Annotated in this window: 21 protein-coding genes; 12 read left to right on the forward strand and 9 right to left on the reverse strand. The window is 55.2% G+C overall.

Annotation, left to right across the window (positions count from 1 at the left end):
- Positions 1-26: 26 nt before the first annotated feature.
- From Q0711_RS01655 to Q0711_RS01670, 4 genes are all read right to left on the reverse strand, one after another.
- Positions 27-923 carry an LD-carboxypeptidase gene (locus tag Q0711_RS01655; protein WP_298612217.1) on the reverse strand — a complete coding sequence of 299 codons (897 nt, stop codon included), beginning with the start codon at positions 921-923 and terminating at the stop codon, positions 27-29.
- A 1-nt stretch (position 924) separates the two neighbouring features.
- Positions 925-1,464, reverse strand: a complete 540-nt coding sequence (locus tag Q0711_RS01660) for a DUF2808 domain-containing protein (protein WP_298612214.1) — start codon at positions 1,462-1,464, stop codon at positions 925-927.
- On the reverse strand, positions 1,461-1,982 hold the full coding sequence (locus Q0711_RS01665; protein WP_298612211.1) for a transcriptional repressor: 522 nt from the start codon (positions 1,980-1,982) through the stop codon (positions 1,461-1,463). The genes Q0711_RS01660 and Q0711_RS01665 overlap by 4 nt, the downstream gene beginning before the upstream one ends.
- Positions 1,983-2,216: 234 nt before the next feature.
- Positions 2,217-4,043, reverse strand: coding sequence for a penicillin-binding protein 1A (locus Q0711_RS01670; RefSeq protein WP_366142711.1), 1,827 nt, complete (start codon positions 4,041-4,043; stop codon positions 2,217-2,219).
- A 256-nt stretch (positions 4,044-4,299) separates the two neighbouring features.
- On the opposite strand from Q0711_RS01670, the gene tyrS reads away from it, so the two are divergent.
- The 3 genes from tyrS to Q0711_RS01685 all read left to right on the forward strand — a co-directional run bounded on the left by tyrS (position 4,300) and on the right by Q0711_RS01685 (position 9,093).
- Positions 4,300-5,526, forward strand: coding sequence for a tyrosine--tRNA ligase (gene tyrS / locus Q0711_RS01675; protein ID WP_298612205.1), 1,227 nt, complete (start codon positions 4,300-4,302; stop codon positions 5,524-5,526).
- Positions 5,527-5,705: 179 nt separating this feature from the next.
- Complete coding sequence (locus Q0711_RS01680) at positions 5,706-8,366, forward strand: pitrilysin family protein (protein ID WP_298617223.1); 2,661 nt, start codon at positions 5,706-5,708, stop codon at positions 8,364-8,366.
- 4 nt (positions 8,367-8,370) lie between these two features.
- Positions 8,371-9,093: a cytochrome c biogenesis protein CcdA gene (locus tag Q0711_RS01685; protein ID WP_298612200.1), complete on the forward strand. Its 723-nt coding sequence runs from the start codon at positions 8,371-8,373 to the stop codon at positions 9,091-9,093.
- Between the two features lie 312 nt (positions 9,094-9,405).
- Here the strand turns inward: Q0711_RS01685 and Q0711_RS01690 are convergent, their stop codons facing one another.
- On the reverse strand, positions 9,406-10,578 hold the full coding sequence (locus tag Q0711_RS01690; RefSeq protein ID WP_298612197.1) for a F420-0:Gamma-glutamyl ligase: 1,173 nt from the start codon (positions 10,576-10,578) through the stop codon (positions 9,406-9,408).
- Between the two features lie 76 nt (positions 10,579-10,654).
- On the opposite strand from Q0711_RS01690, the gene Q0711_RS01695 reads away from it, so the two are divergent.
- The 3 genes from Q0711_RS01695 to Q0711_RS01705 are packed head-to-tail and all read left to right on the forward strand — an operon-like array spanning position 10,655 to position 14,796.
- Complete coding sequence (locus tag Q0711_RS01695; RefSeq protein WP_298612194.1) at positions 10,655-11,431, forward strand: DUF1350 family protein; 777 nt, start codon at positions 10,655-10,657, stop codon at positions 11,429-11,431.
- Positions 11,432-11,479: 48 nt separating this feature from the next.
- Positions 11,480-12,718 carry a tryptophan synthase subunit beta gene (gene trpB, locus Q0711_RS01700; protein WP_298612192.1) on the forward strand — a complete coding sequence of 413 codons (1,239 nt, stop codon included), beginning with the start codon at positions 11,480-11,482 and terminating at the stop codon, positions 12,716-12,718.
- Between the two features lie 29 nt (positions 12,719-12,747).
- Entirely contained in the window at positions 12,748-14,796 is a 2,049-nt protein-coding gene (locus Q0711_RS01705; protein WP_298617222.1) for a cation:proton antiporter, read from the forward strand.
- Here the strand turns inward: Q0711_RS01705 and asnS are convergent.
- The 3 genes from asnS to Q0711_RS01720 all read right to left on the reverse strand — a co-directional run bounded on the left by asnS (position 14,793) and on the right by Q0711_RS01720 (position 19,611).
- Positions 14,793-16,181 carry an asparagine--tRNA ligase gene (gene asnS, locus Q0711_RS01710; protein WP_298976783.1) on the reverse strand — a complete coding sequence of 463 codons (1,389 nt, stop codon included), beginning with the start codon at positions 16,179-16,181 and terminating at the stop codon, positions 14,793-14,795. The two genes, Q0711_RS01705 and asnS, sit on opposite strands and share 4 nt — an antisense overlap.
- 11 nt (positions 16,182-16,192) lie before the next feature.
- Positions 16,193-18,586, reverse strand: coding sequence for an endonuclease MutS2 (locus Q0711_RS01715; RefSeq protein WP_298616378.1), 2,394 nt, complete (start codon positions 18,584-18,586; stop codon positions 16,193-16,195).
- 68 nt (positions 18,587-18,654) lie between these two features.
- Positions 18,655-19,611, reverse strand: a complete 957-nt coding sequence (locus Q0711_RS01720; RefSeq protein WP_299041408.1) for an FHA domain-containing protein — start codon at positions 19,609-19,611, stop codon at positions 18,655-18,657.
- A gap of 195 nt (positions 19,612-19,806) precedes the next feature.
- Between Q0711_RS01720 and Q0711_RS01725 the strand changes: the two genes are divergently transcribed.
- Positions 19,807-20,283, forward strand: coding sequence for a DNA starvation/stationary phase protection protein (locus tag Q0711_RS01725; protein ID WP_298616374.1), 477 nt, complete (start codon positions 19,807-19,809; stop codon positions 20,281-20,283).
- 25 nt (positions 20,284-20,308) lie between these two features.
- Here the strand turns inward: Q0711_RS01725 and Q0711_RS01730 are convergent, their stop codons facing one another.
- Positions 20,309-20,647, reverse strand: coding sequence for a hypothetical protein (locus Q0711_RS01730; protein WP_298616371.1), 339 nt, complete (start codon positions 20,645-20,647; stop codon positions 20,309-20,311).
- Positions 20,648-21,008: 361 nt separating this feature from the next.
- Between Q0711_RS01730 and Q0711_RS01735 the strand changes: the two genes are divergently transcribed.
- The 5 genes from Q0711_RS01735 to Q0711_RS01755 are packed head-to-tail and all read left to right on the forward strand — an operon-like array spanning position 21,009 to position 23,872.
- Positions 21,009-21,404, forward strand: coding sequence for a roadblock/LC7 domain-containing protein (locus Q0711_RS01735; RefSeq protein ID WP_298616369.1), 396 nt, complete (start codon positions 21,009-21,011; stop codon positions 21,402-21,404).
- A 36-nt stretch (positions 21,405-21,440) separates the two neighbouring features.
- Positions 21,441-22,007, forward strand: a complete 567-nt coding sequence (locus Q0711_RS01740) for an ATP/GTP-binding protein (RefSeq protein ID WP_298616368.1) — start codon at positions 21,441-21,443, stop codon at positions 22,005-22,007.
- Between the two features lie 58 nt (positions 22,008-22,065).
- Positions 22,066-22,926, forward strand: coding sequence for a DUF4388 domain-containing protein (locus tag Q0711_RS01745; RefSeq protein WP_298616367.1), 861 nt, complete (start codon positions 22,066-22,068; stop codon positions 22,924-22,926).
- A gap of 13 nt (positions 22,927-22,939) precedes the next feature.
- On the forward strand, positions 22,940-23,419 hold the full coding sequence (locus tag Q0711_RS01750) for a hemerythrin family protein (protein ID WP_298616365.1): 480 nt from the start codon (positions 22,940-22,942) through the stop codon (positions 23,417-23,419).
- 27 nt (positions 23,420-23,446) lie between these two features.
- The gene (locus tag Q0711_RS01755; protein ID WP_298617994.1) at positions 23,447-23,872 is read left to right on the forward strand and encodes a hemerythrin family protein; all 426 of its coding nucleotides are present in this window, start codon (positions 23,447-23,449) and stop codon (positions 23,870-23,872) included.
- The last annotated feature ends 58 nt before the right edge of the window (positions 23,873-23,930 follow it).

The following is a 23,930-nucleotide window of genomic DNA, read 5'->3' on the forward strand; positions in this document are numbered from 1 at the left end:
CTTGAAGATCGGGTTTTGATTGGTTCTCATAGCAGTACGTGTAAAGATCCGCGATCGCCATCTAGCTCAGTGGCCACCCCCACCGGTAAGGCGGCATTGACTCCTGCATGGCCAAAGGGCAAGTCACTCACAATGGGAATTCCTAAGTCCCCCAGCCGATCGCCCAAAACCTCAACCACGCGAAAATTGGGTTGGGTAGTTGGGTCTTCACAGCCACTAAAACGGCCAAGGGCAATTCCCTTAACCTGATTCAACGCACCACTACGCCGCCACTGCGTCAGCATGCGGTCAATGCGATAGGGGGCTTCACCCACATCCTCTAAGGCCAAGATTACATTCTCAAGCGGTGGACAATCGGGTGTCGCCAGTAGGTGAGTGGCAACCGTTAAATTCCCTACTAACAGGCGACCTTGAACCGTACCGCCTCCCCAGCCCCTTCCGAATAGCGGCTCTAAGGGTTTACCCTGCACAAGATCAAAAAGGCGCTGCTGACTCCAAAGGGGTTCCTCGGCAAGCGTCGTCAGTACAGGGCCATGAACCCCTGCCACCCCCTGAGCAGCATAGCTCCACAGGAGAGCCGTAATATCCGAAAAGCCAATCAACCATTTCGGTGATCCCATAGGCCACTGCCACCGTTCCAGAAGCCGAGTGGCACCAAACCCGCCCCGCCCGCAGAGGATGCCTTTAATAGAATCATCTTGCAATAAGCGCCACAGGCGATCGCGCCGCTGTTGATCGGAACCAGCTAGGTAGCCCCAGGCCGCAAAGGCAGCCTCGTCCACAACAACCTCATAGCCCTGGGCGCGCCAACAAGCCACTCCCTGCCAAAAGCGCTCTGGCTCTCTGAGGGCGCCACTGGGAAACGCAACGGCTAGGCGATCGCCCGGCTGGAGGGGGGGCGGTAAGGCTGCCAGTGCCGTCACCTTAGAAAAAATGAGAATTGCGGTAGAACTGCAGCCGACCCGTGCCGAGATTTTGACCCAGGGCGCGATCGCCTCCCCGCGGAAAGGCTGTCACGGCAAAAAGATACGTCCCATCCCAGTAGGGATTGCGTAGAGGCGCAACCTCAAGCCGCAGGTACGACCCCGCTGAGACAGGGGGATCAAATGTCACGCTTAGGCGGGCTGAGGTGCCATCAAATTTCACCTCCCCCAAGGGAATCGGCCGGCGGGAGCGTTCCCCAACAAAGGCACGGGTGCGTTGGGGCAAAAAGTAAATCGTCTCTATGCTAGAAAGCTGCTGAATATCCAGAGGGGCAAGGGGTTCGCCTGCAGTAGTCGGTATTTGCACAATAAAATTGTAGGTGGTATGGGTAAGCCCCACTGGGGGAGAGTGGGTATTCGCTGCAACAAAAGCAGGGGGGTGGTCAAAAGCCACCCGACCATCGGGAAACTCCACCCCTAGGCTTTGGGGCCTCAAACCTGCTATTCCCACAAGGGCGATCGCCAGCGCCTCCAGTCTCATTTATCGCGGGAGGGGAGGTCTGCCCCCTGAGCAATTGCTTTATTACAGACCCAGTTTTCCGGGAGTCCAGGGTAGCCCCGCCGCAGCGCCTCTGGACAAATGGTATAGATCGTCAATTGACAATCAATTAACTGCAAGCCATACTTCTCCGTTTGCTTGAGAGCCTGTTTGAACACCGTATCATTATCGAACTCTATTGTGAGGTTGCATTGAACACACACCATGTGGTGATGGTGGTGCGGCGACATCGTATTTAGTTCATAGTGCTTGTGCCCCTCAGCAAGTTCTAACTCCCGCAGAATGCCCATCCGGGACATCAACTTCACAGTGCGATAAACGGTAGATAAACTAATGGAATGTCCCTGCTTGCGCAGCTCATGGTGGAGGTCTTCAGCGCTGAGGTGGTTGCCCTTGGGTAGATTCTGGAAAATCTTAAGAATCGTTTCCCGCTGTGGTGTCAACCGCCAACCTTTTTCGTTAAGTTCTGCCTTTAAGGCTGCTGCTGTGTAAGGTGGCATAGGAGATTCGCTTAATCTGCTGCTATTGGCTTGCATGATAGCCGACAACAGGTGTCATTTGCAACAATCGCAGCTTATTGAGAATGGTTACAACAATCCTACTGAGTTTTCTGCAAATTGGTTGCAATGCCCAACCACAACCCAGAGGTCGCCAACGGCGTACTCCCCGGCTGAATTCAAGCTCCTCCATGGGCTACCTCACCCCTTAGACGGATGAGGAGTGGCGCGGAAGATTTAATTGGCTTGGCGTTGCGGCTTCGGTCGCGGGAATTTCGACATGGGCACAAAGTCCTCAACGGGCACATCCTTGAGCGCCTGAGTCATGAACTCCCGCCAAATGGGTGCCATAAAGCCACCCCCCGTTGCCCCTTGACCTAAGGGGGCATAGTTGTCATTTCCTGCCCAAACGGCCGCCGCCAACTGCGGGACATAACCCACAAACCAAATATCTCGCTCAGAGGAAGTTGTGCCGGTTTTTCCTGCGGCGGGGCGGCCAAGATTGGCTGCTGTTCCTGTGCCACTGGTGATCACACTCCGCAGTGTATCGTTCACGGCTGCCGCTGCCCAAGGGTCAAGTACGAGTTTCGGGCGCGGTGTGTGATCCAAGAGCAAATGACCATCGTTATCGGTAACTTGAATAATGGTTGTGGTGGGGGATTGCCAGCCGTTATTGGCAAACGTGGCATAGGCCGCTGCCATTTCTAAAGGAGTGAGATCCACAGCTCCCAAAGGCAGGGACACCACCGGCAACATTGGACTGGTAATGCCAAGGGTACGGCAAACTTCAATTACGCGCTCAATGCCCACCTCTTGGCCGAGGACAATGGCGGGAATATTGCGGGACAGAGCCAAAGCCATGCGCATCGACATCCCGCCCATAAACGAACCATCGTAATTGCGCGGCACATACCAGCCATCGCCATCGCGGTAACGCACCGGGGAGTCACTAATTCCTGAATCGGGGGTATATTTGCCGCTGGCATAGGCGGCGTAGAAAACAAAGGGCTTAAAGGCAGACCCCGGCTGACGCATGGCTTGGGTGGCGCGATTAAACTGACTGCGGTTGTAATCCACACCGCCGACAAGGGCTTTGACATAGTGAGTTCGGGGATCCACAGCTGCCAAGGCCAACTGATCTGCCCGCACACCACTGGCTTGCAAGCTTTCATAGCCGCGCTGGATGGTGTCCTCGGCTATTTTTTGCAATTTTAGGTCAAGGCTGCTTTGTACCCGCATCCCCCCCCGCATGACCGCTTCACGGCCAAATTGGCGGGTCAACTCCTGCAAAACGGCATCGGTAATCCACGGGCTGCGACTGCGTTGGAAGGAGGTAATCTCCCCCAGCTGGATTGGCTCTTGGGCAGCAGCGGCAGCCTCTTGGGGGGTAATCCAACCCAACTCTACCATCCGATCTAGTACCAATTTCTGTCGTTCTTTGGCCAACTGAAAATCCACAAAGGGACTGTAGGCCTCCGGCGCTTGAATAATTCCCGCCATCATTGCTGCTTCGGCAAGGCTAAGGTCGGCAGCATTTTTTTTGAAGTAGCTTTGGGCGGCCGTTTGCACGCCGTAGGTGTTGTGTCCCCAATAGACTTGATTGAGGTACATCTCCAAAATCTCGTCTTTGCTGAAGATCTGCTCAAGGCGCATCGCCAGCACCGCTTCGGCAACTTTGCGGCTAATGGAGCGGTCTTGGGACAAAAAGAGATTTTTCACCAATTGCATGGTTAGGGTAGAGCCACCCTGAATGGTACGCCCTGAGGTGAGATTGACGATGAAGGCACGGGAAATGCCAATGGGATTAATACCGCGATGCTGGTAGAAGCTACTGTCTTCGATCGCCATCACAGCCAGTTTCAGATTGGGCGAAATTTCCGCCAAGGGGACAACTTCGCGGTTTTCCTCATCGTGCAGGCTCACGAGCAATGTGCCCTTGGCATCGTAAATGTGCGTTGTTTCACTGGGGATATAGCCGCGCAGCGATCGCACGTCCGGCAGATTGCGAAAGCTCAGGGCCAAGCCCAGCAGACCACCCCCGATAGCAGCACAGCTTAAGGTCATCCCCACTAAAAAAGTGCGATTGGCAATCCGCAGTACCCCACGCCAAAAGTTTTCGTCTTGGGGGCGAGTTTGGGAGAGGTGTTTGCCAAGGGTAGTGGTGGACACGACGGTTGCTTCCTCAAGGCCAATGATTTTTGCTTTGTATATGATTTTTATCTGGATAAAAGTATTAGGATGCCAAAATGGCCGCGCGATCGCGATTGATTGCTATCATAGCCATCCTAGACCACAATCATGTCTTAGCCCAACAATTGCCATGTCCCCAAACCTTGAGGCCACCATTGCGCGGCTGCAGCGCGGTGTTGTCGAAACATTTCCCCATGTGCCCGATTCCACCAAACCCGAGGAAAACCTCTGGGTCTATCTGCGGCAAACCCAGCGCCCATTGCGGATTAAGTTTGGCATTGATCCCACAGGCAGGGAAATCCACCTTGGCCATAGCATTGTCCTGCGCAAGCTACGGCAGTTTCAGGATGCCGGTCACTGTGCAGTGCTGATTATTGGCGACTTTACAGCTCAAATTGGTGACCCCACGGGAAAATCTGAGGTGCGCAAGCAACTGACCCCTGAGGAGGTGGCCGCCAATGTACAAACCTATCTTGACCAGGTGAAGCCCATCTTAGATTTTGAGACGCCCGGCCGCTTAGAAATTCGCTACAACTCAGAGTGGTTGGCAAAGTTGAACCTGCGGCAAGTGCTGGAGCTTTTGGGAACCATGACGGTGGGTCAAATGCTGGCCAAGGAGGGGTTTGCCGAACGCTACGCTAAGGAAGCACCGATTTTTCTCCATGAGTTTCTTTACCCCCTGATGCAGGGTTACGATTCGGTGGCAGTGGCAGCGGATGTGGAACTGGGGGGAACCGATCAGAAGTTTAATATTGCCGTGGGTCGCGATTTACAGCGCCACTTTGGCTTGCCGACGCGGCAATTTGGTCTGCTCATGCCGATCCTTGTGGGGACAGACGGGATTCAGAAAATGTCCAAGTCCTTGGGCAACTATGTGGCGCTCACGGAGTCGGCAGCCAGTATGTACTCCAAGTTAGAGAAGATCCCCGATGCGTTGGTCAATCAGTACCTTGAGTTGCTCACAGACTTGCCTTTAGACAGTTTGCCCAGCAATCCCCGCGATCGCCAGAAACTGCTCGCTCTAGAAGTTGTCAGTCAATACCACGGACGCGAGCTTGCCCTACAGACGCAAGCAGAACTGGCGGCGATCGTCACCCAAGGGCAAACCAGCCAAGCAGGGTCAATTCCAGAGTATTCCCTAGGAGTGTTTCAATTTCCAGTGAAGCTGACCTACATCCTCAGTCACACCAAACTCTGCCCCAGTAGTAGCGAAGCGCGGCGGCAAATCCAAGGGGGAGGGGTACGGCTTAACGGCGAAAAAATTACCGATGTGGACTTTACCCTCACTGCCCCAGAACCCTATGTCAACCAAGTGCTGCAAGTGGGTAAGAAAAAATTCCTACGCTTTGTGCCCTAGGGGTGCTGTCAAAATTCGTTCAAAATCAGAATAGAAAGGGAAGGCTCAGGGGAGAAGGCCAATGAGTGAACAGGAGAAATTAGAGACTAAGAGACTAAATAGTGACGCTAGGGATAGCTCCAAAATTCGTTAAAATTTTCTTGTTCATTGGCTGGATACTCCTGAGTACGAGTTTGGCTGTGATTTTTCCCCTGAACCCGCTAGAAGCCCTAGGCGGTGGTGTCACCAAAACCGTTTTAGACAATGGTCTCACGGTTCTAATTAAGGAGATTGCCACAGCGCCAGTCGTGAGTTTACAGGTCTGGTATCGCGTCGGCTCCCGCCATGAACCCAAGGGGGAAAACGGCATTGCCCACCAACTGGAGCATTTGATGTTTAAGGGCACCAAAAGCCGCCCCATCCAGTTTGGCCGGTTATTTTATGCCCTAGGCAGTTCTTCCAATGCCTTTACCAGCTACGATATGACGGCTTACCACCACACGGTGCGCGCCGATCAACTGGAAGCTCTGCTTGTTCTTGAGGCCGATCGCCTGCAGAATCTCCTGATGAACGCCGCTGCCCTTGAGAGTGAAAAGCGGGTGGTAATCTCGGAGCTGCAGGGCTATGAGAACAGTCCCGAATATCGTCTCAATCGCGCCCTAATGGCGGCGCTGTATCCCCATCATCCCTATGGGTTGCCGGTGGGGGGTACAGCAACGGAGGTGGAGCAATTTACACTGCCGGCGGTGAAAGCTTTTTACCAGCGGTACTACCGCCCCGATAATGCAGTTCTGGTAATTGCGGGGGATGTGCGTGCCCCAAGGGCGCTGGAACTGGTCAAGAAAACCTTTGGGCAAATTCCACGGCCAACTGCCCCCCTGAAGTCTCCCCCGTTGCTGCCCCCGGTGGCGGGTCAATCGCAGCGCATTCGCCTCACAGAACCGGGGAGTGCCCCGCTATGGCAACTGCTGGTACCGATTCCGGGGATAACCCATCCCGATCAAGCGGCCTTGGATGTGCTCGATATGCTCCTCAGTGGCGGGCGCAGCTCGTATCTGTATCAGGAGCTTGTGGAGACGGGACAAGCCAGTTCCGCCTACTCCTATGGAGCAGCCTTACAGGTGGGGGGCTGGTTTGAAGTGGGGGCGATCGCTGCCCCGCAGCAATCCCTTGAGACCATTGAGCAGACCGTCGGCAAGATTCTTGAGCGCCTTGCTCAGCAACCCCTCACCCCCGCCGAATTGCAACGGGCAAAACAGCAGCTTAAGGCCAACTTTGTGTTGCGCAATCGCGATATTGATGCGCAAGCCAGTCAACTGGCTAACGATGAAACCCTCACCGGGGATTATCGCTTTAGCGATCGCCACCTTGCCGCCGTTGAACAGGTCACTGCTGCGGATGTGCAACGGGTGGTGCAAACCTACTTTGGGCGCGATCGCTGGATAGTGGGCGAATTTATTCCCAGTGAAGTGGTGGAGGGTGAACTCCCAGGCCGTCCTGCTGCCCAAACCACGGCGCCTCATTTGGTCGGTGAGCCGGTGGATCCCCAAACCATTGCGGCCTATTTACCCCAAGCCAGTGGGCAGACTGCGCCTGAGGTCAAAAACAATGCGGTGGAAACGTTCACCCTGAAAAACGGCCTGCGGGTGCTCTTACTGGTGGATCGCAGTACACCGACGGTGACCCTGGCGGGACGCATTGAGGCTGGCACTGCCTATGACCTGCTGACTCGGCCAGGGGTGGCTCACCTGACGGCAGCCAATCTCCTCAACGGCACCGGCAGGAAAACCGCGCTTGCTTTGGCACAAACCCTTGAAGACCGCGGCATTAGCCTAGAATTTACCGCCTTCCGCGACGGGGTGGACATTGAGGGCTATGCCTTGGCCAGTGAGCTACCCACCCTCTTGGAAATCCTGGGGGAAGTGCTTCAGGAGGCCACCTTTCCAGAATCGGAATTCAAACTCAGCCAACAGCGCCATCTCACTGCCCTGAGTCTGGAGGCGGACGATCCGGTGCGCTGGGGACGCCGAGTCCTCCAAGAAACCCTCTATCCTGCCCACCATCCCCTCCATCCCTTTGCGACTCCTGAATCCGTCCAGGCCATTCGCCGCCAAGATGTGGTGGATTTTTACCGCGCGGCCTATACTCCTGAGCACACGATTTTGACACTGGTGGGAGATTTTGACCCCGCAGCGGTGCGATCGCGCCTCAAGGACATCTTTGGCGCCTGGCAACCCCAAGGCGATCCCCTCTCCCTCACCTTTCCTGCCCCCTCCCTTCCCCCACGCCCCCTGTTTAAGAACGCCGTCATCCCCGGCAAAAGCCAAGCGATTACCTATTTGGGGACGCCGGGAATTGATCGGCGAGATCCCCGCTTTTACGCCGCAATGCTCATGAACCACATCTTGGGGGGAGATACGCTGGCCAGTCGCTTGGGCACGGAGATTCGCGATCGCCAGGGACTGACCTACGGCATCCACAGTTTCTTTACTGCCGGTCGGCAGGCAGGGCCTTTTATCATCCAACTGCAAACGGCACCTGAGGACACCCCCAAGGCCATTCAAGCAACCTTAGAGCTTCTGCGGGAGGCGCGCCGCCAAGGACTGACCGCAACGGAACTGGAAGCCGCCAAGCGCAGCCTCAGCAATACTTACCTTGTGGAGTTAGCCAATGTGGATGTGCTGGCGCGGACGCTGTTGAGCAATGCCAGTGTGGACTTACCCCCAGAGGAGTTACAAAAGTTTGGCGATCGCCTGCAGGCAGTGACCCTAGAAGAGGTCAATCAGACGCTCCAAGAGCTGATTGATCCCGACCACCTTGTGATTGTGACCGCGGGTCCTGCGGTGTCCTTTAACCCCTAAGATCATGCTCAACCTCAGCCTTAGCCTCTACCAACTGGAACAGTGGGCCAACCGATGGGTGGCCGGTCAACTGAGTCACCTCACGCCAATCAGTATAGGGATTGTCTTTCTTGCAGGACTCCTCACCAGCCTTACCCCCTGCACCCTCTCAATGCTGCCGATCACAGTTGGCTACATTGCCGGCTATGCCACAAAACACAATGGCTCTGTAATTCGTCAATCCCTCTGGTTTGCGTTGGGGCTGGCAACCACCCTGACGGTGTTGGGGATGGTAGCTGCCGTTGCCGGTCGCATCTATGGCCAAGTGGGATGGGGATTGACCCTCTTTGTCAGTGTGGTGGCGATTCTCATGGGATTGAACCTGCTCAATGCCCTACCGCTGACCTTGCCCCGCAGCCGCTTCCTGGAAGAGTTGCCCGATCGCGTTCCTGCCGCTCTGCAGGCCTATACCCTAGGGGCAACCTTTGGCTTGGTGGCAGCCCCCTGTAGTACCCCCGTCCTGGCAACCCTGCTGGCCTGGGTGGCCAAAACCCAAAAGCTAGGGGTGGGGGCAGGGCTGCTTTTGGCCTACACCAGCGGCTATGTGGTGCCCTTGATCTTGGTGGGAGCATTCAGTGGGGCATTGCCAAAGCTGCTGGCACTGCGGCAGTGGTCAAGTTGGATCCCAACTCTAAGCGGCGTGCTGCTAATTGCCTTTGGCGTCTTTGCCCTAGCCACTCGGCTGTAAGCGTTCAAGGCACCTTCGGAGTAAAATATTCTCTCGGCATCGAGATTTTATCAAACCCAGTTGCCGCAAGGTGTGGCTGAATTCTTAGCAGATTTAGAGGTGATTGCAAGTTCCCAAAACGGGCTTCTGGAGAGGTTTTTGCCACTCTTGCTGTCCCCGATCTAAAATTTTTACGAAAATCATTTCCCCTAGATGCTTGCAGATGACCTGTGCTCTTGTGCTTCTAGAGCACGTTTCAGACGGGTGCACTGCTGGAACCCTTTCCCAGCCGAATGAATGGAAACCTCAACGGAAAGGAAACGAAAGAACGGTTTAGGGACGGATGAGCACAATGGGGGTTTGCTCATCGGCGTTGCCGGCGGGATTTTTCTTAAGGGCAGCGGTGAGGAGTTGAGGCGAGACCCCTGGGCTGGCGGCAAGAACTTTAACTGCGCCTAAGTCATTGACATCCACAATGGCAATGCCCAAACCTGTTTTGGCGGCAAGGTCCTCTGCGATGGCTTGGGGGTTGACCGGTCCCATGACAATGAATTGATCGTAGGGAGGGAGGGTACCTGTCACGTCATCAATGAGGCGGGCTTGTTCACCGGCCAGTTGATAAAAGCCCCCCTTGTGGCCAAAGACTTTGGCGATCGCCCCCCCCACAAAGGCCAAGAGCACCCGCAGCGCTCCCACTTCCTCTACAAGGGCTTGCATACCACAGGCCGTGGCCAAACTGGAGGTGGGCAGAAAGAACTGACATACCCGTGTGGCTACCCAGCCGGGGCGAAGCTGAGCCGGATCCTTAAGGCGGCCTTGAATAATGGCAAGGGGCGTTTCCCCAATGGCCACAATATCGCCCGCCTGAGCATGGGGCATAACGTAGCGATTCAGCACCTCCAGGGGGATATCCAAAGGCGTGAGCAAATGGGTGCGAATGGGCAGTACTTGACACCCTTCCGCTTGGCGCCACACGCCCACTTCTCCCCGCGCAGGAAACTTAAGGGGAATAAACTCATGGTGGGTTTTAGCAAAACGACCGTGGGGGCCATAGGCAACGTAGTGAATCTTGACCCAAGCCGCCTTGACTTGGCTCACCCCAATCCCCTGCAAATCCACACAGATTTCAACATTCGTTTGCTTTGTGGACTTGACGATGTAGGCAAACCAATAGCCATCGGCACGGGGAGGAAACTCTGGCTCTGGATGGCGCGGTATGACCTGCACCTTAGTTTCAATCGTCTCCACACTGCCATCGGACAATAGCACCACCTCTGCCCGCAGCTCCGGCACCATGACCTCAATTCCACGGTGGGGATTACTCAGCCCCAGTAGCCCCACAAACCGATAGTGGGTTGGTTCATAGATTTCGAGATTCCAACTGGCACGAATGATCTCTAGGGGATGCGCCGGCCGGCGGCGATACCGCCATTCCAAACCCGCGGCGACCAGAGCAGCGAGGGTTCCGAAGGCTGCTGCACCAATTCCGACAACTGTTGCGATCATCCCGTGTCTTGTACCATTGCATTTCCCGTATTCGCTAGATTACTAGCAGTTGGGCATTTTTGGAGGGACTGGATTGTTGGAGTGGCAAGAGATCCGCGGCAACTGGCTGTGCTTGCCCCAGCGCCCGCTGGGGTGGATCCACTTTTTGGGCGGCGCCTTTGTGGCAGCAGCACCGCAAGTGACCTATCGGCGCCTGTTGGAGTACTTGGCAGAAGCGGGCTATGGCATCATTGCCACCCCCTTTGTGAATACTTTTGACCATGGGGCGATCGCCCTTGAGGTGCTCAACAAACTGGACTATGCCCTCGATTGGCTAGTGCACCGTGGCGGCTATCCACCGGCGCTGCCCATTTACGGCCTTGGCCACAGTATGGGCTGCAAGCTCCATTTGCTCATCAATAGCCTTTACGATGGCGATCGCGCCGGCAACATTTTCTTGGCGTTCAACAACTACGCCGCTGCCCAGTCCATTCCTGGCTTAGACAACCTGCCCCCCGTAGGCGTCGAGTTTAGCCCCACCCCCGCCGAAACCGAAGCACTCATCCAGCAGCGCTATCCTGTGCGCCGCAACCTGCTCATCCGCTTCCAAGAGGACGACATTGATCAAACCCCCCGCCTGCGCCGTCTCCTCAGGGCAAAATTTGGCGATATGGTCACCGCCTTGAAACTGCCCGGCAATCACCTCACCCCCCTCAGCCAAGGACTCAGGTGGCAAGTCGGCCCAGAGTTTTCACCCCTCGATGCCGTTGGCCAGTGGCTCCAGCAAAGCCTCTTTCCGGAAATGCAGGTTCTGGAGGCGTGCCTAGTAGAGTGGCTAAATCCCTTGGGGACTGCCCCCCGTTGCCGCCCGTAACGTGGCACAATCGCATAAAGACCCCTTGAGCAAGAAAGGAAGTTGCCTGTGACTGTTGCCTCCTCCCGTGCCCTCAGTGCCGCTGCTCGCCCCGATTCCCGTGGTTACTTTGGTCGCTTTGGGGGCAAGTACGTACCCGAAACCCTCATGCCTGCCCTCAGTGAATTAGAGGAGGCCTTTGCCCACTACCGCCAAGACCCTGCCTTTCAAGCCGAATTGCAGCAACTCCTGCAAGACTACGTGGGTCGTCCTAGTCCCCTTTACTTTGCCGAACGCCTCAGCGCCCACTATGCCCATGCCCATGCCCAGCCGCACATTTATCTCAAACGGGAAGACCTCAATCACACCGGTGCCCACAAAATTAACAACGCCCTCGGTCAAGCCCTCCTGGCTCAACGCATGGGCAAACGGCGCGTTATCGCCGAAACCGGCGCCGGCCAGCATGGAGTCGCCACCGCAACAGTCTGTGCCCGCTTGGGTTTGCAATGCGTCATCTACATGGGGGTGCAGGACATGGAGCGGCAGCGCCTCAACGTGCTGCGGATGCGCCTCCTGGGGGCAGAGGTAAGACCTGTCAGCGCAGGTACAGGAACCCTCAAGGATGCCACCTCCGAAGCCATTCGCGACTGGGTGACCAATGTGGAGACAACCCACTACATTTTGGGGTCGGTGGCCGGTCCCCATCCCTACCCCATGATTGTGCGGGACTTTCAGGCGGTCATTGGGGCAGAAACACGGCGGCAGTGCCTTGAGAAATGGGGCGGGCTGCCCGATATTCTGCTGGCCTGCGTTGGCGGTGGCTCCAATGCCATGGGACTCTTTCATGAATTTGTCGAAGAACCCCACGTGCGCTTGATTGGGGTTGAAGCGGCTGGCCAAGGGCTAGACACAGGTCACCATGCCGCCACCCTCACCAAGGGAGAAGTGGGGGTGCTCCACGGCGCCATGAGCTACTTGCTGCAGGATGAAGAGGGGCAGGTGGTGGAGGCCCACTCCATTAGTGCCGGCTTAGACTATCCGGGGGTCGGGCCAGAGCACAGCTATCTCAAGGACATTGGGCGGGCAGAATACTACAGTGTCACCGATGCCGAGGCTGTGGCGGCCTGTGTGCGCCTTGCCCAGTTGGAGGGGATTTTGCCAGCCCTGGAGACTGCCCATGCCCTGGCCTATCTGGAAACCCTTTGCCCCCAACTAACAGGACAGCCGCGCATTGTCATTAACTGTTCAGGACGGGGCGATAAGGATGTGGAAACCATTGGCCGCTACTTTGAAGCCCCGCAAGCCTAGCCTACCCTGAGGGAAGAGCGATCGCGGCCATGGATGGAGCGAACCCCATTTTTGTTTTTACGGTTCTGTTGGCCGTAATCCTGCTGGTTCCCCCGGCCTTTGAGCGATTGCGCCTGCCGGGGCTGGTGGGGCTGCTGCTTGCCGGTGTGATCCTCGGCCCAAATGGATTACAGTTTCTTGACCATGAGAGCGAAACCATCAAACTGCTCTCCGGCATTGGCAAGGTTTATTTAATGTTTGTGGCCGGACTGGAGATTGACTTGAGTCAGTTTCGCAAAACGCGGCATCGCTCGCTAGTCTTCGGCTTTTGCACCTTCATCGTGCCCATTTTAACTGGCATTATCATTGGCCGCTGGTTTGGCTTTGGTTGGAATGGGTCGCTGCTGATTGGGTCGCTGTTGGCCTCCCACACGCTGCTTGCCTATCCAATTGTGCGGCGCCTAGGGGTTGTCCAAAATGAAGCGGTCACCGTTACGATTGGGGCAACGATTTTTACCGATACAGCCGCCCTTGTGGTCTTGGCCATCTGTGTGGGCATCAACAGGGGAGAATTTACGGCGCTGACGCTCATTAATCAACTGGTGACGCTGAGTCTCTACTGCTTTTTGGTACTCTGGGGCTTTGACCGTGCCGGCAAGGAATTTTTCCAGCGATCGCGCGATGACCAAGGAAACCAGTTTCTGTTTATTCTCTTGACATTGTTTGTTGCTTCCGTTAGTGCACAACTGATCGGCGTTGAGCAGATTGTTGGAGCTTTTTTAGCCGGTTTAGCGGTCAATGACGTTTTAGGCGATAGTCCCGTCAAGGAAAAGGTGGAATTTATCGGGGGGGTGCTCTTTATCCCCTGTTTTTTTGTGGATATGGGCCTGTTGATTGATATTCCTGCTTTTGTCAAGACACTGTCCTCCATTGGCATTACGGTGGCGATTGTGGTGGGTCTCATAGGCAGCAAGTTCATTGCCGCCTGGCTTTCTGCCCTGTGGTATCGCTACACCGCCATGGAAATGCTCACCATGTGGTCGCTCTCTTTGCCCCAAGTGGCAGCCACCCTAGCGGCTACTTTAGTGGGGTTTCAGGAGGGGATTCTCACTCAGGACATTCTCAACAGTGTCCTGGTGCTCATGGTGGTGACCTCGATTCTAGGGCCAATGATCACCGCGCAAACGGCCACGCGCATTCCAATTCCCCAGCCCGAACAGGAGGCGATCGAAGAACTGACCCCTTGGTGGGATAGCAGTGAAGACCCCCAGCCCTATCCCTTCACCGTTGTCGTGCCGGTTCAGAATCCCCAAACCCAGCGATCGCTGGTGGAATTGGCCGCCCTGCTGGCTCGCCATGAAGCGGGACGGGTGGTGGCGGTGGCGATTGTCCGTGGCCAAGTGCACATGGATGACCCCCAGCTCGATGCCGCCCTCGATCGCAGTCGCAAACTTGTGCGCCGCGCCGTGGAATTGGCAGTCCCCTACGGCGTTGAAGCCACTGCTGCCATTCGCATTGATGACGATGTTGCCTTTGGAATTAGTCGCTTTAGCCGTGAACAAAACGCCAGTTTAATTGTCCTAGGCTGGTCAGAAACCAGTAGTTTGCGAGCACGGCTCTTTGGCAACCTCATTGAGCAGGTGCTCTGGTCTAGTCCCTGTCCGGTGGCGATTACCCGCCTCTTGGATGCCCCAGAACACATTGGCTCGATTTTGGTGCCCACCCGCGACCTCACCCCCAGTACACTGCGGATTGTCAGTTTTGCCCAAGCCCTTGCCACCGCCAGTCAAGCAAGAGTTGTGCTGCTCCACGTGGTTTTAACCAACACCCCCTCTGAACAAATTGCCCAGTTTGAAGAGGACTTGCGAGAGATTTTACGGGAGACTGGCGGAGTTGGCGGCGTTGACATTAAAACCGTTGCCAGTAACAACATTGCCGCTGCAATCCTCCAAGAAGCCCAAGCATGCGACTTGGTGTTAATGCGCTCAATTCGGCGAGGTACTGCCGGCGGGCTGACGGTGAGTGACATTACGACTCAAGTGATTCAGCAATTGCAGACCTCGATTATCCTTTTTGGCGAACCCCACCGCCTCAGTTAAAACTCGGCATTGCCCGGCGTCCGCGGAAAGGGAATGACATCTCGGATATTGTCCATGCCCGTCATAAACTGCACTAGGCGCTCAAAACCCAAGCCAAAGCCGGCATGGGGCACACTGCCATAGCGACGCAAATCCAAGTACCACCAGTAGGGGGCAGGGTCTAGCCCTTGGCTGGCCAGCCGCTGCTGCAACACTTCCAGCCGCTCCTCCCGCTGTGAGCCGCCGATAATCTCCCCAATTTTGGGCGCTAGGACGTCCATGGCCGCAACGGTTTTGCCATCCTCATTAAGGCGCATATAGAAGGCCTTGAGTTCAGCCGGATAGTCATAGACAATCACGGGGCGCCGGCAGTATTCCTCCGCTAAGTAGCGCTCATGCTCTGACTGCAAGTCCAGACCCCAGGCCACCGGAAACTCAAAGGGACGGCCACTCCTTTCAAGGATTTGGATGGCCTCTGTGTAACTTAAACGGGCAAAGGATTGGCTGGCCATCTGCTCGGCGGTGGCCATGACGCTATTGTCAATGCGCTCCTGAAAGAAGGCCAAGTCCTCCGCGCAGTGGTCGAGCACAGAGCGAAAGACAAACTGCAAAAAGGCTTCCGCCAGCTCCATATCCCCCGCTAAATCACAAAAGGCCATCTCCGGCTCCACCATCCAAAACTCCGCCAAGTGGCGCGAGGTATTCGAGTTTTCCGCGCGGAATGTGGGACCAAAGGTATAGACATTGGTGAAAGCGGTGGCCATAATTTCTGCTTCCAGTTGGCCACTGACGGTGAGGTAGGCGCGGCGGCCAAAAAAGTCTTGACTAAAGTCAATTGTCCCTTGGGGGGTTGCCGGTGGTTGGCTCAAGTCTAAGGTGGTCACCGTAAAGAGTTCCCCTGCCCCTTCGCAGTCACTGGCAGTAATGATCGGCGTGTGCACCCAGAGGAAGCCCCGCTCTTGAAAAAATTGGTGAATGGCCATGGCACAGGCATTGCGCACGCGCATCACAGCGCCGAGGGTATTGGTTCGCGGTCGCAAATGGGCAATTGTGCGCAGAAATTCAAAGCTGTGGCGTTTCTTTTGCAGCGGATAGGTTTCTGGGTCGGCAGCCCCCCAAAGGTGAATCCGTTGGGCATGGAGTTCTAGGGCTTGCCCCTTGCCGGGGGAGGGCACCAGTTCGCCGCTGAATTCTGCGGCAGCCCCTGTGGTTAGCTCTTTGACGGCTGGCGTGGCCTCTGCGAGGGTATTGGGAATAACCACCTGTAGCCCGGCGAGGGTTGAGCCATCGTTGAGGTTCACAAAGGTACATTCCTTGAGTTCGCGTTTGGTGCGCACCCAGCCTCGGACGGTCACGCGATCGCCCACTTGACCTCGATGGAGAATGTCTTTAATCCGCGGTTGCATTTGCTGATTCCCTATAACTGCACAATGGTTACTCCCCGACCCCCCTCTTCGGGAGGGGCAAGGGTATAGTTCTGAACGCTGGGGTGCTGATCTAAAAATTGATGCACAAAGCGGCGGAGGGCACCACTGCCATGGCCATGGATAATCCAGACGGTTCCCTCTTGGCGGTTGAGAAATTCCTCTAGGAGGGGTTCTGCCTCGTGGGTGCGCTTGCCCCGCAGGTCGAGGGTACGGCTTTCAGTGCGAATGGCCGGCACTTGCGGGGTTGCCGGCCGCGGCGAGGAATCGGGGCAAGGCTTCTGCTGACTTGGTTTAGAGGGCAGGTGCACCGGTTCTCCCTGCAGGGATTCAACAGCATGGGGCGGCACTGTAAATTTCACGTTCCCCACTTGGATAACCAGATCCCCCTGCCGGCTGACACTGAGAACCTCGCCCACCTGTTGCCATTGGGGCAGGCGCACGCGATCGCCCGGCTGGGGAATAAAGCCAACGGGCGGGGGTGGCGGTAAATAAGTTTTCTCAATTTGATGCAGCGCCGCTTGGGCGGCTTGAACCTGTTCGGGACTGTTCGCCCGTTGCAGTCGGGCAATCACTTTGGCAATTTCCCGTTGAGCCTCATGGAGGGCAGTGCGCACTTGCTCCTCCTGTTGCTGGCGCAGTTGCTGTTGCCGCTGGCGCAGTTGCTGGGCTTGGCCGGCAATTTCTTGGTAGAGGGCTTCCGTGTCGCGCAGCAGCGCTGCCGCCGCTGTGGTTTTGGCCTCCTGAGCTTGGCGTTGGCTCACCAGTCCCAGAATCATCTCATTGACACTGTTGCTCTCGCTACTGAGACAGGCCTTGGCCTCTTCAATAATGCTGGGGTACAGCCCCAACCGCTGGGCGATCGCCAGGGCATTGGATTGGCCCGGAATGCCCCACAGCAGCCGGTAGGTGGGGGCTAGGGTCTGCTCGTCAAACTCCACGGCGGCATTTTCAAAGCGGCTGTCCTGATACTTGAGGGCCTTGAGTTCGCCATAGTGGGTGGTGGCAAACGTAAGACTGGCGTGATCTGCCAGATAGCGCAACAGGGCGATCGCCAGTGCCGTTCCTTCGCTGGGGTCTGTGCCCGCGCCAATTTCATCCAGCAGCACCAGAGTCTTGCCCCCTGTGACCTCTAGCTCTGCCAAAATATCGCGGATATTGCAGATATGACTGGAAAAGGTGGACAGGTTTTGGGTGAGGGACTGCTCATCGCCAATGTCTGCCCAAATGCCCGTAAACCAAGGCAACTCTGCGGGGGCAGCCGCCGGCACATACAGCCCCGCCCTGGCCATGAGGGCTGCCAATCCCAGTGTTTTCAGCGTCGCTGTTTTCCCGCCGGTATTGGGGCCGGTAATCGTGACCACCTTTGTGGGGGGCTGCAATTCAAGATCAATTGGCACCACCCTCTGCCCCTGTTCATGCTGCTCTTGCCAGACCAAGAGGGGATGGCGCAGGGCTTTCAAGTGCAGCCGTGTCTCGCTGACAAACTGGGGTGGATTGCCCTGCAACCAGAGACTGTAGCGGGCACGGGCAACTGCCATATCGAGGCTTGTCAGTACATCGAGCAGATACCACAGATCGTCACTGATGGTGGCCAATTGATCCGAGAGGGCTTGGCAGATGGCACGCTCGGCCTCGGCTTCCTGATGGACAAGCTGTTGCAGGCGGTTTTGCAGCTCAACGGTTTCCTGAGGCTCAATGTAGAGGGTGGCACCACTGGCGGAAAGATCGTGGACAATGCCGGGAATTTGGTCTTTGTGGGTGGCTTTGACTGCCAACACATAGCGATCGCGCCGTTGGGTAACCACTGCCTCCTGAATGGCACTGGTGCGCTGCTGCAAAATCTGCTGCAGGTGCTGCTGGATCTGGGCGCGGCACTGCCGTTGCTGTTGGCGGATCTGCGCCAATTCGGGACTGGCGCGATCGCTCACTTGCCCTTGATCCGTAATACAGCGGTAGATCTCCTGGGCGACCTCCGGGTAGGTGCGGACGCCGGCCACTAGTCGTTGCAGTTCCTGCAGTTGCCCGTGTTCCTCAATTTGCCGCCGCTGTTGTCGCCCAGCACTCAACAGGTGGGCGATCGCTAGGAGTTCGCTGCCCTGCAAGCAGCCCCGATGATCCAACCGCTCAAGAGCAGGTTCAAGATCCGTCACTTGGCTGAAATCTAAGCGCACTTGGTGCACCGTCTCCAAGGCAATGACTTCCGCGGTCTGCGCCAACAGCACTTGACTGGCTGCCGGAGTGCCAGCCAAAATTTCGCCCGACTGCAGCTGACGCATTCCCCGCTTTGTGGAAGCAAACGTTGCCAACTGCTGACACAGACGCGGCCACTCCAGCCGCCCTAGGGATTTATCGAATGCACTAATTTGTGACGCTGTAACAACCAATGTTCGCCATCTGCTGAAAACACTCCTCTCACTGACTGTAGCACTGCTTACCCCTCCGTGCAGCCGTTCTAGAGGACAGTCCCTGACATCTCCATGTCCACTGCGTCTTGTAGTTTCAGGAGGGTACTGGTGAGCGTTTCAGAATTGAGATAGGGCCACCCGATGGCTTGGGCGATCGTTTGTAATCGCTCTGTAATGCTCGTGAGTTCGGAGAACATATTTTCGCGGGGTAAACCCGCAAAGAGTGCTATTGCCCCTTGACTGACCGCCCACTTACACTCCGATTCGTGGACACGGGTGCGCATGCCACTGAGGAGAATGACATTTATTCCTGGATAGTGCTGGCGATACTGGCGACAAAACTCATAGGGATTGGTTTTTGGCATCCCCAAATCCAAGAGCAGTAGGCTGATTTTGCAGTTGAGGGATTCCACATGGGCAATGATTTTTTCTAACTCAAAGTGGGAAGTTGCCCAAATCGTCGAAATCCCTTGGGAGTTCAATACTTCCCGCCACATTTCCCCTTGGGTACGCGAAGAGTGGGTCATCAGTACCGTGACTTGACCCTTGCTCTCAGGGGAGGGGTTCGTGTAGGGGTGAGGACTCGGTACATCCCGCAGGTCAATGTATTCCAGTTCTGACTCCCCAATAGCAATACAATCCCCATGTTTGAGGAGATAGGGTTCACAGAGGCGATGATTGCCAATAAACGTGCCATTCATGCTGCCGAGATCGGTCAAGAGGTAGCGATGATCCGCTTGACGTTCAATGCGAACGTGATGCCGCGAACACCAGCGATCGGGCAGGACAACATCACAATCTTTACTTCGACCAATTTGCCAAACCGGTAACTGCTCCAACACAATAGAACGTTGCATGTAAATTGAATGTAATAACAAGCGGGGGGTTGGTGCCGCTAGAATTAGCTCACTGGGACGCATGAACCCCCGCTGCTGTTCATCAGAGCGAGTCGGCGATTGTAGGTGGGGAACGTAGGTACCGGGGTGGTTGGCCGAAGCATCCATAGGAGCAGCTAAAGAAAACACTAAATTGAGTTGATTAGTATGCCGCTTATCCTAACGCTGTTGAGCAGCAAGGAACTACTTTCATCTTAATGCCAATAGAATGGCAGCAGTCCCCCTGCGGGTTGCTAAAACGTACTCGTTATGAGTATGATTGAGTAAGATAGGACAGTGCAATGACTGTCAAAGGAGACCGCCATGAGTGCAACAACAACCCTGAAAGAGCAAGTGCTGACCACGCTGAAACGGGAACAGGCCAATGCAGTGGTCATGTATTTGAACTACAAAAAGTACCATTGGTTGACCTATGGCCCTTTGTTTCGGGATTTACACCTGCTTTTTGAAGAACAGGGGTCAGAGGTTTTTGCCATGATTGATGAACTGGCCGAGCGTAGCCTGATGCTCGATGGCCAACCCGTGGTAAATCCAGCAGACTACCTAAAGGTGGCAACGGTCACCCCCTCCAGTGACCAACTCACGGTTAAGCAAATGATCGAGGAGGCGATCGCTAACCATGAGCTGATCATTACCGAGATGCACCAAGATGCCGAAATCGCCACTGAGGCCGGTGATATTGGTACCGCCGATCTCTACACCCGCCTAGTGCAAACTCACCAAAAACATCGCTGGTTCCTCAAAGAGTTCTTAGCCAAAGGCGATGGCTTGGTGAACTAATGTCTCTCCCAAGGGAGTTGAGCCTCTAGTTGCGAATCACCCCATTGTAGTTAACAGTGGTGCGTCCGTCAGGCGCCACGGTAACCACTGTTTCAATGCTGGGCAGCGGCTGCGGAACTCCGTTCTTGACCCTGTAGCCTAAAATACGAAACGTATAGGAGCCATCTGCGTTACGGACGTAGGGTGCTTGGCGCACAGGTCCGTGCATCGAGGCGTCAGCGCGATAGCGAGTTAGCCCCCCATTGACTCGTTCTGCGGCCTGGCGAGCATAGTTTCGAGCACGAACTAACTCAGCAATACTAGCCACTTCAGAGCTGATTCCTTGGGCTAGGGTGCCAGCAATAGGCACAAAAACGGCGCTCATAAGCAAGATTCCGCCTAGCGTAGCCATTCTTGGTCTAACTGCCCATTGCCAGCGGCTGCTTCCCATACTCCGGCTTCCCAAGCGCACATTACTCAATCATTTTACTGAATGAGTGGGAAAAAGATTTCGTTTCACCATAAGAATAATAACAGCACCTGTTAACATTTTAGATATTTTGTTAAGTTTGCTTAAACTGTTTGCCACGCAACCCTCGGATTCATTGGGGGCAACCTACCATTGAGATAGGTAGGGTCTGACTATTGCTGAGATCTTGAAATAGCGGAAGAGGTGGAATAGAGGGCGTCAGCAACAGGAGGCCTTACCAACATTTATTGAGCTAATTTTCTAGCAGAGGTGCTTTATGGCAATTAACGCAGCAAAACTACAAGCAACATTGCAAAAATTTGTTGCCGATGTCAGCAATGTGCAAGGGGCGGCACTGGTTTCCCCCGATGGCTTGACCTTGGCGGCAGCGCTGCCGGCAGGAATGGATGATGAGCGAGTGGCGGCGATGTCAGCAGCGATGCTGTCCTTAGGTGAACGGATTGGTCGAGAACTGAGTCGGGGTCAAATTGAGCGGATTCTTGTGGAGGGGACGAGTGGCTATGGCATTCTTACTAGCTGTACTGAGGAGGCAGTATTGCTGGTATTGGCAGATGCAGCCGCCAAACAGGGCATTATCAACCTGGAAATTAAGAATGTCATTGCTGAACTGCAACCGCAGTTAACAGGGGGATTGCAATCAGTGGGTGTTTAACCGTCCCTGTCCTTGCCAAAGGAGGAAAGTAGTGCCATGGAAATCATGCGGATTGTCATTACCGGGCCAGTGGGGGCGGGGAAATCTACATTTATTCGCACCATTAGCGAAATTGAACCGGTGGATACGGATCGTAAAGCTACGGATGAGGTGGGGAGTTGGAAAGAGAAAACCACAGTGGCAATGGATTTTGGCCGACTGCAATTTGGTCCCAATATAGCTTTGCACCTCTACGGCACGCCGGGGCAAGAACGGTTTGATTTCATGTGGGAAATTTTGATTCGCAAGGCTCATGCCTTTATTCTCTTGGTCAGTTCCCACCGTCCCCAAGACTTTCGAGCCGCCCGTCGCATTCTGGCCTTTATGCGCCACCGTGCCAAGATTCCGATGGTGATTGGGCTGAGTCATGCCGATAACCCAAATGCTTGGCCGCCGGAGGATATTGCGATCGCCCTGGGCTATCTCAGCCCCCACAATCGCCCACCCATGGTACAGGTGAATGCCCTTGACCAAGGTTCTGTTGCCGCGGCCATGATGAGGCTCATTGAAACCTATGCCAAACACCAAGCAGAACAACTGAACTGGGATGCGGTTAAGCACTAGTTGATTTTCAAGGGGGCAGGGACTGAAATTCATACTTCATAGGAAGGGGGAAAGCTAAATGAAAATCACCGGGTATTTATCTGAATTTTCCCTAGGGGAAATCTTCCGCTTTCTAGAACAGGGGCAAAAAACAGGGTGTCTTTCAATCAAACCCGTTGAAACAGAGACCCTCTCTGTTTCCCCACGCCGGCACCACTACATCTTCTTTCGCTTAGGTCAGATTGTGGCAGCCACCTACGAACTGGATCATCAAGGCCTACAACAGCTCATTGAGCAACGCGGGTTCATGCATGTGACAACGATTCAGCGGCTCTTAAAGCTGTATCCCCTCAACCAGCCCCTTGGTCTGCTGCTGAAAACCCAAGGCGCCTTGGATAGCCAACAGTTGCAGTTGCTCTTTAAGCAGCAAGTGCTCACACCGATTCCAGAGTTGTTTAGTCTCGCTGAAGGATGGTTCAAGTTTGATGCCAATCACCCCTTGCCGTTGGCGGAAATGACAGGCTTGAGCGCATCGCCGCGAGATGTGGCCTTAGCGGGTTTGCGGCTCCTGCGAGATTGGACGCCTCTGATGGACAAGTTGCCCTTGCCCGATTCAACAATGATTAGTTTGAGTGAAGGGCAACCTCCCTGCCGCCTAAACCCCGTGGAATGGCGGGTCTGGGAATATGTGGACAAAACCGTCACCCTAGAGGGAATTGCCCAAGCCCTCGATTTACCCGTTCTAGAGGTGCAAAAAATCTGTCTTCGGCTGATGGTGGCCGGTCTTGTGGAGGAGATCATCAATATCGGTACCGAACCCACACCTTCCTCACCAACACCGCCGCCCCGCTCCTCAGACGAGAGCAGCGGCTCCCTTAGTCAATCATTTCTCACGGGCGTGCTGTCATTCTTGAAACTTAAAGCTCAGCCAATGGCATGAAAGGAGGTTGACCATGACGGAAGTGACGCGTATTGAATGGACAGAAAAGTTGAAAACGAGCCATGCCGGCCTTGACAACCAGCACAAGGAACTGCTGACCATGGTCAATGAGCTAGGAGAGGCCGTTCAGCAGGGAGAGGGAGCGGCGACAATGAAAAGGCTCTTTGCCTGTCTGCTTTCCTATGCCGATTGGCACTTTCGCTATGAAGAGGAGCTGGCTGCCAAATATCAATGTCCGATTGCTGAACGCAATCTTCGAGAGCATGAGGCTTTTCGTCAGCTGATTGCCAAGTTTGAGCAGGAATATAAAGCTGCACGGGCAGCAGCACTGACGGGCCAAGGGAGTCCAGAGGCACTGGAAGCTTTAGCAGTAACCTTTCACAGGCACTTGGTAGACTGGATGCTTAACCACATTGCAGTTGTGGATAAGCAAATTGGCGAGTACGTCAGCGCTGTAACAGCAGAGAAGGCCAAGGCCGCAGTTGCCTGTTAAAGTCAGCATTGTGTCTAGGAGAGAGACATGGCGCTTACCTACTTTGAATGGACGGATGAATTGAAGACCGGTGTGGCCATGATCGATGCTCACCACCGCGAACTGGTGGAGGCGGTCAACGATCTCGCCGGTGCCATTAATCGCGGCGAGGGGCGAGGGGCAATTCAGCGACTGCTTGCCTTCCTGAAGTACTACGCCGAATGGCACTTTGAAAAGGAAGAAAGCTGTGCTCACCAAGCGCAATGCCCCTTGGCCGAGACCAACTGTCAAGCCCATCGCCAGTTTTTGACGCTTCTGAAAGACTTTCAAAGTGCCTATCGCCAATCGCCCGACGATGAGTCTCTCCCTACTCGCCTCCATGAAAGCCTTGCCAACTGGCTTGTTAGCCATATTATGAAAATTGACAAAAAAATAGGTGAGTACCTCAAGGCTCAGTCACCCGCAAGCTCTTAAGGGGCAGCGGAAGCCTGTTGTTTAGCGCCGGTCATGGCAAGGTGCAAAAGAGGGGGGT

It is taken from the genome of uncultured Thermosynechococcus sp., from assembly GCF_937958135.1.
In the GTDB taxonomy this organism is placed as follows: domain Bacteria; phylum Cyanobacteriota; class Cyanobacteriia; order Thermosynechococcales; family Thermosynechococcaceae; genus Thermosynechococcus.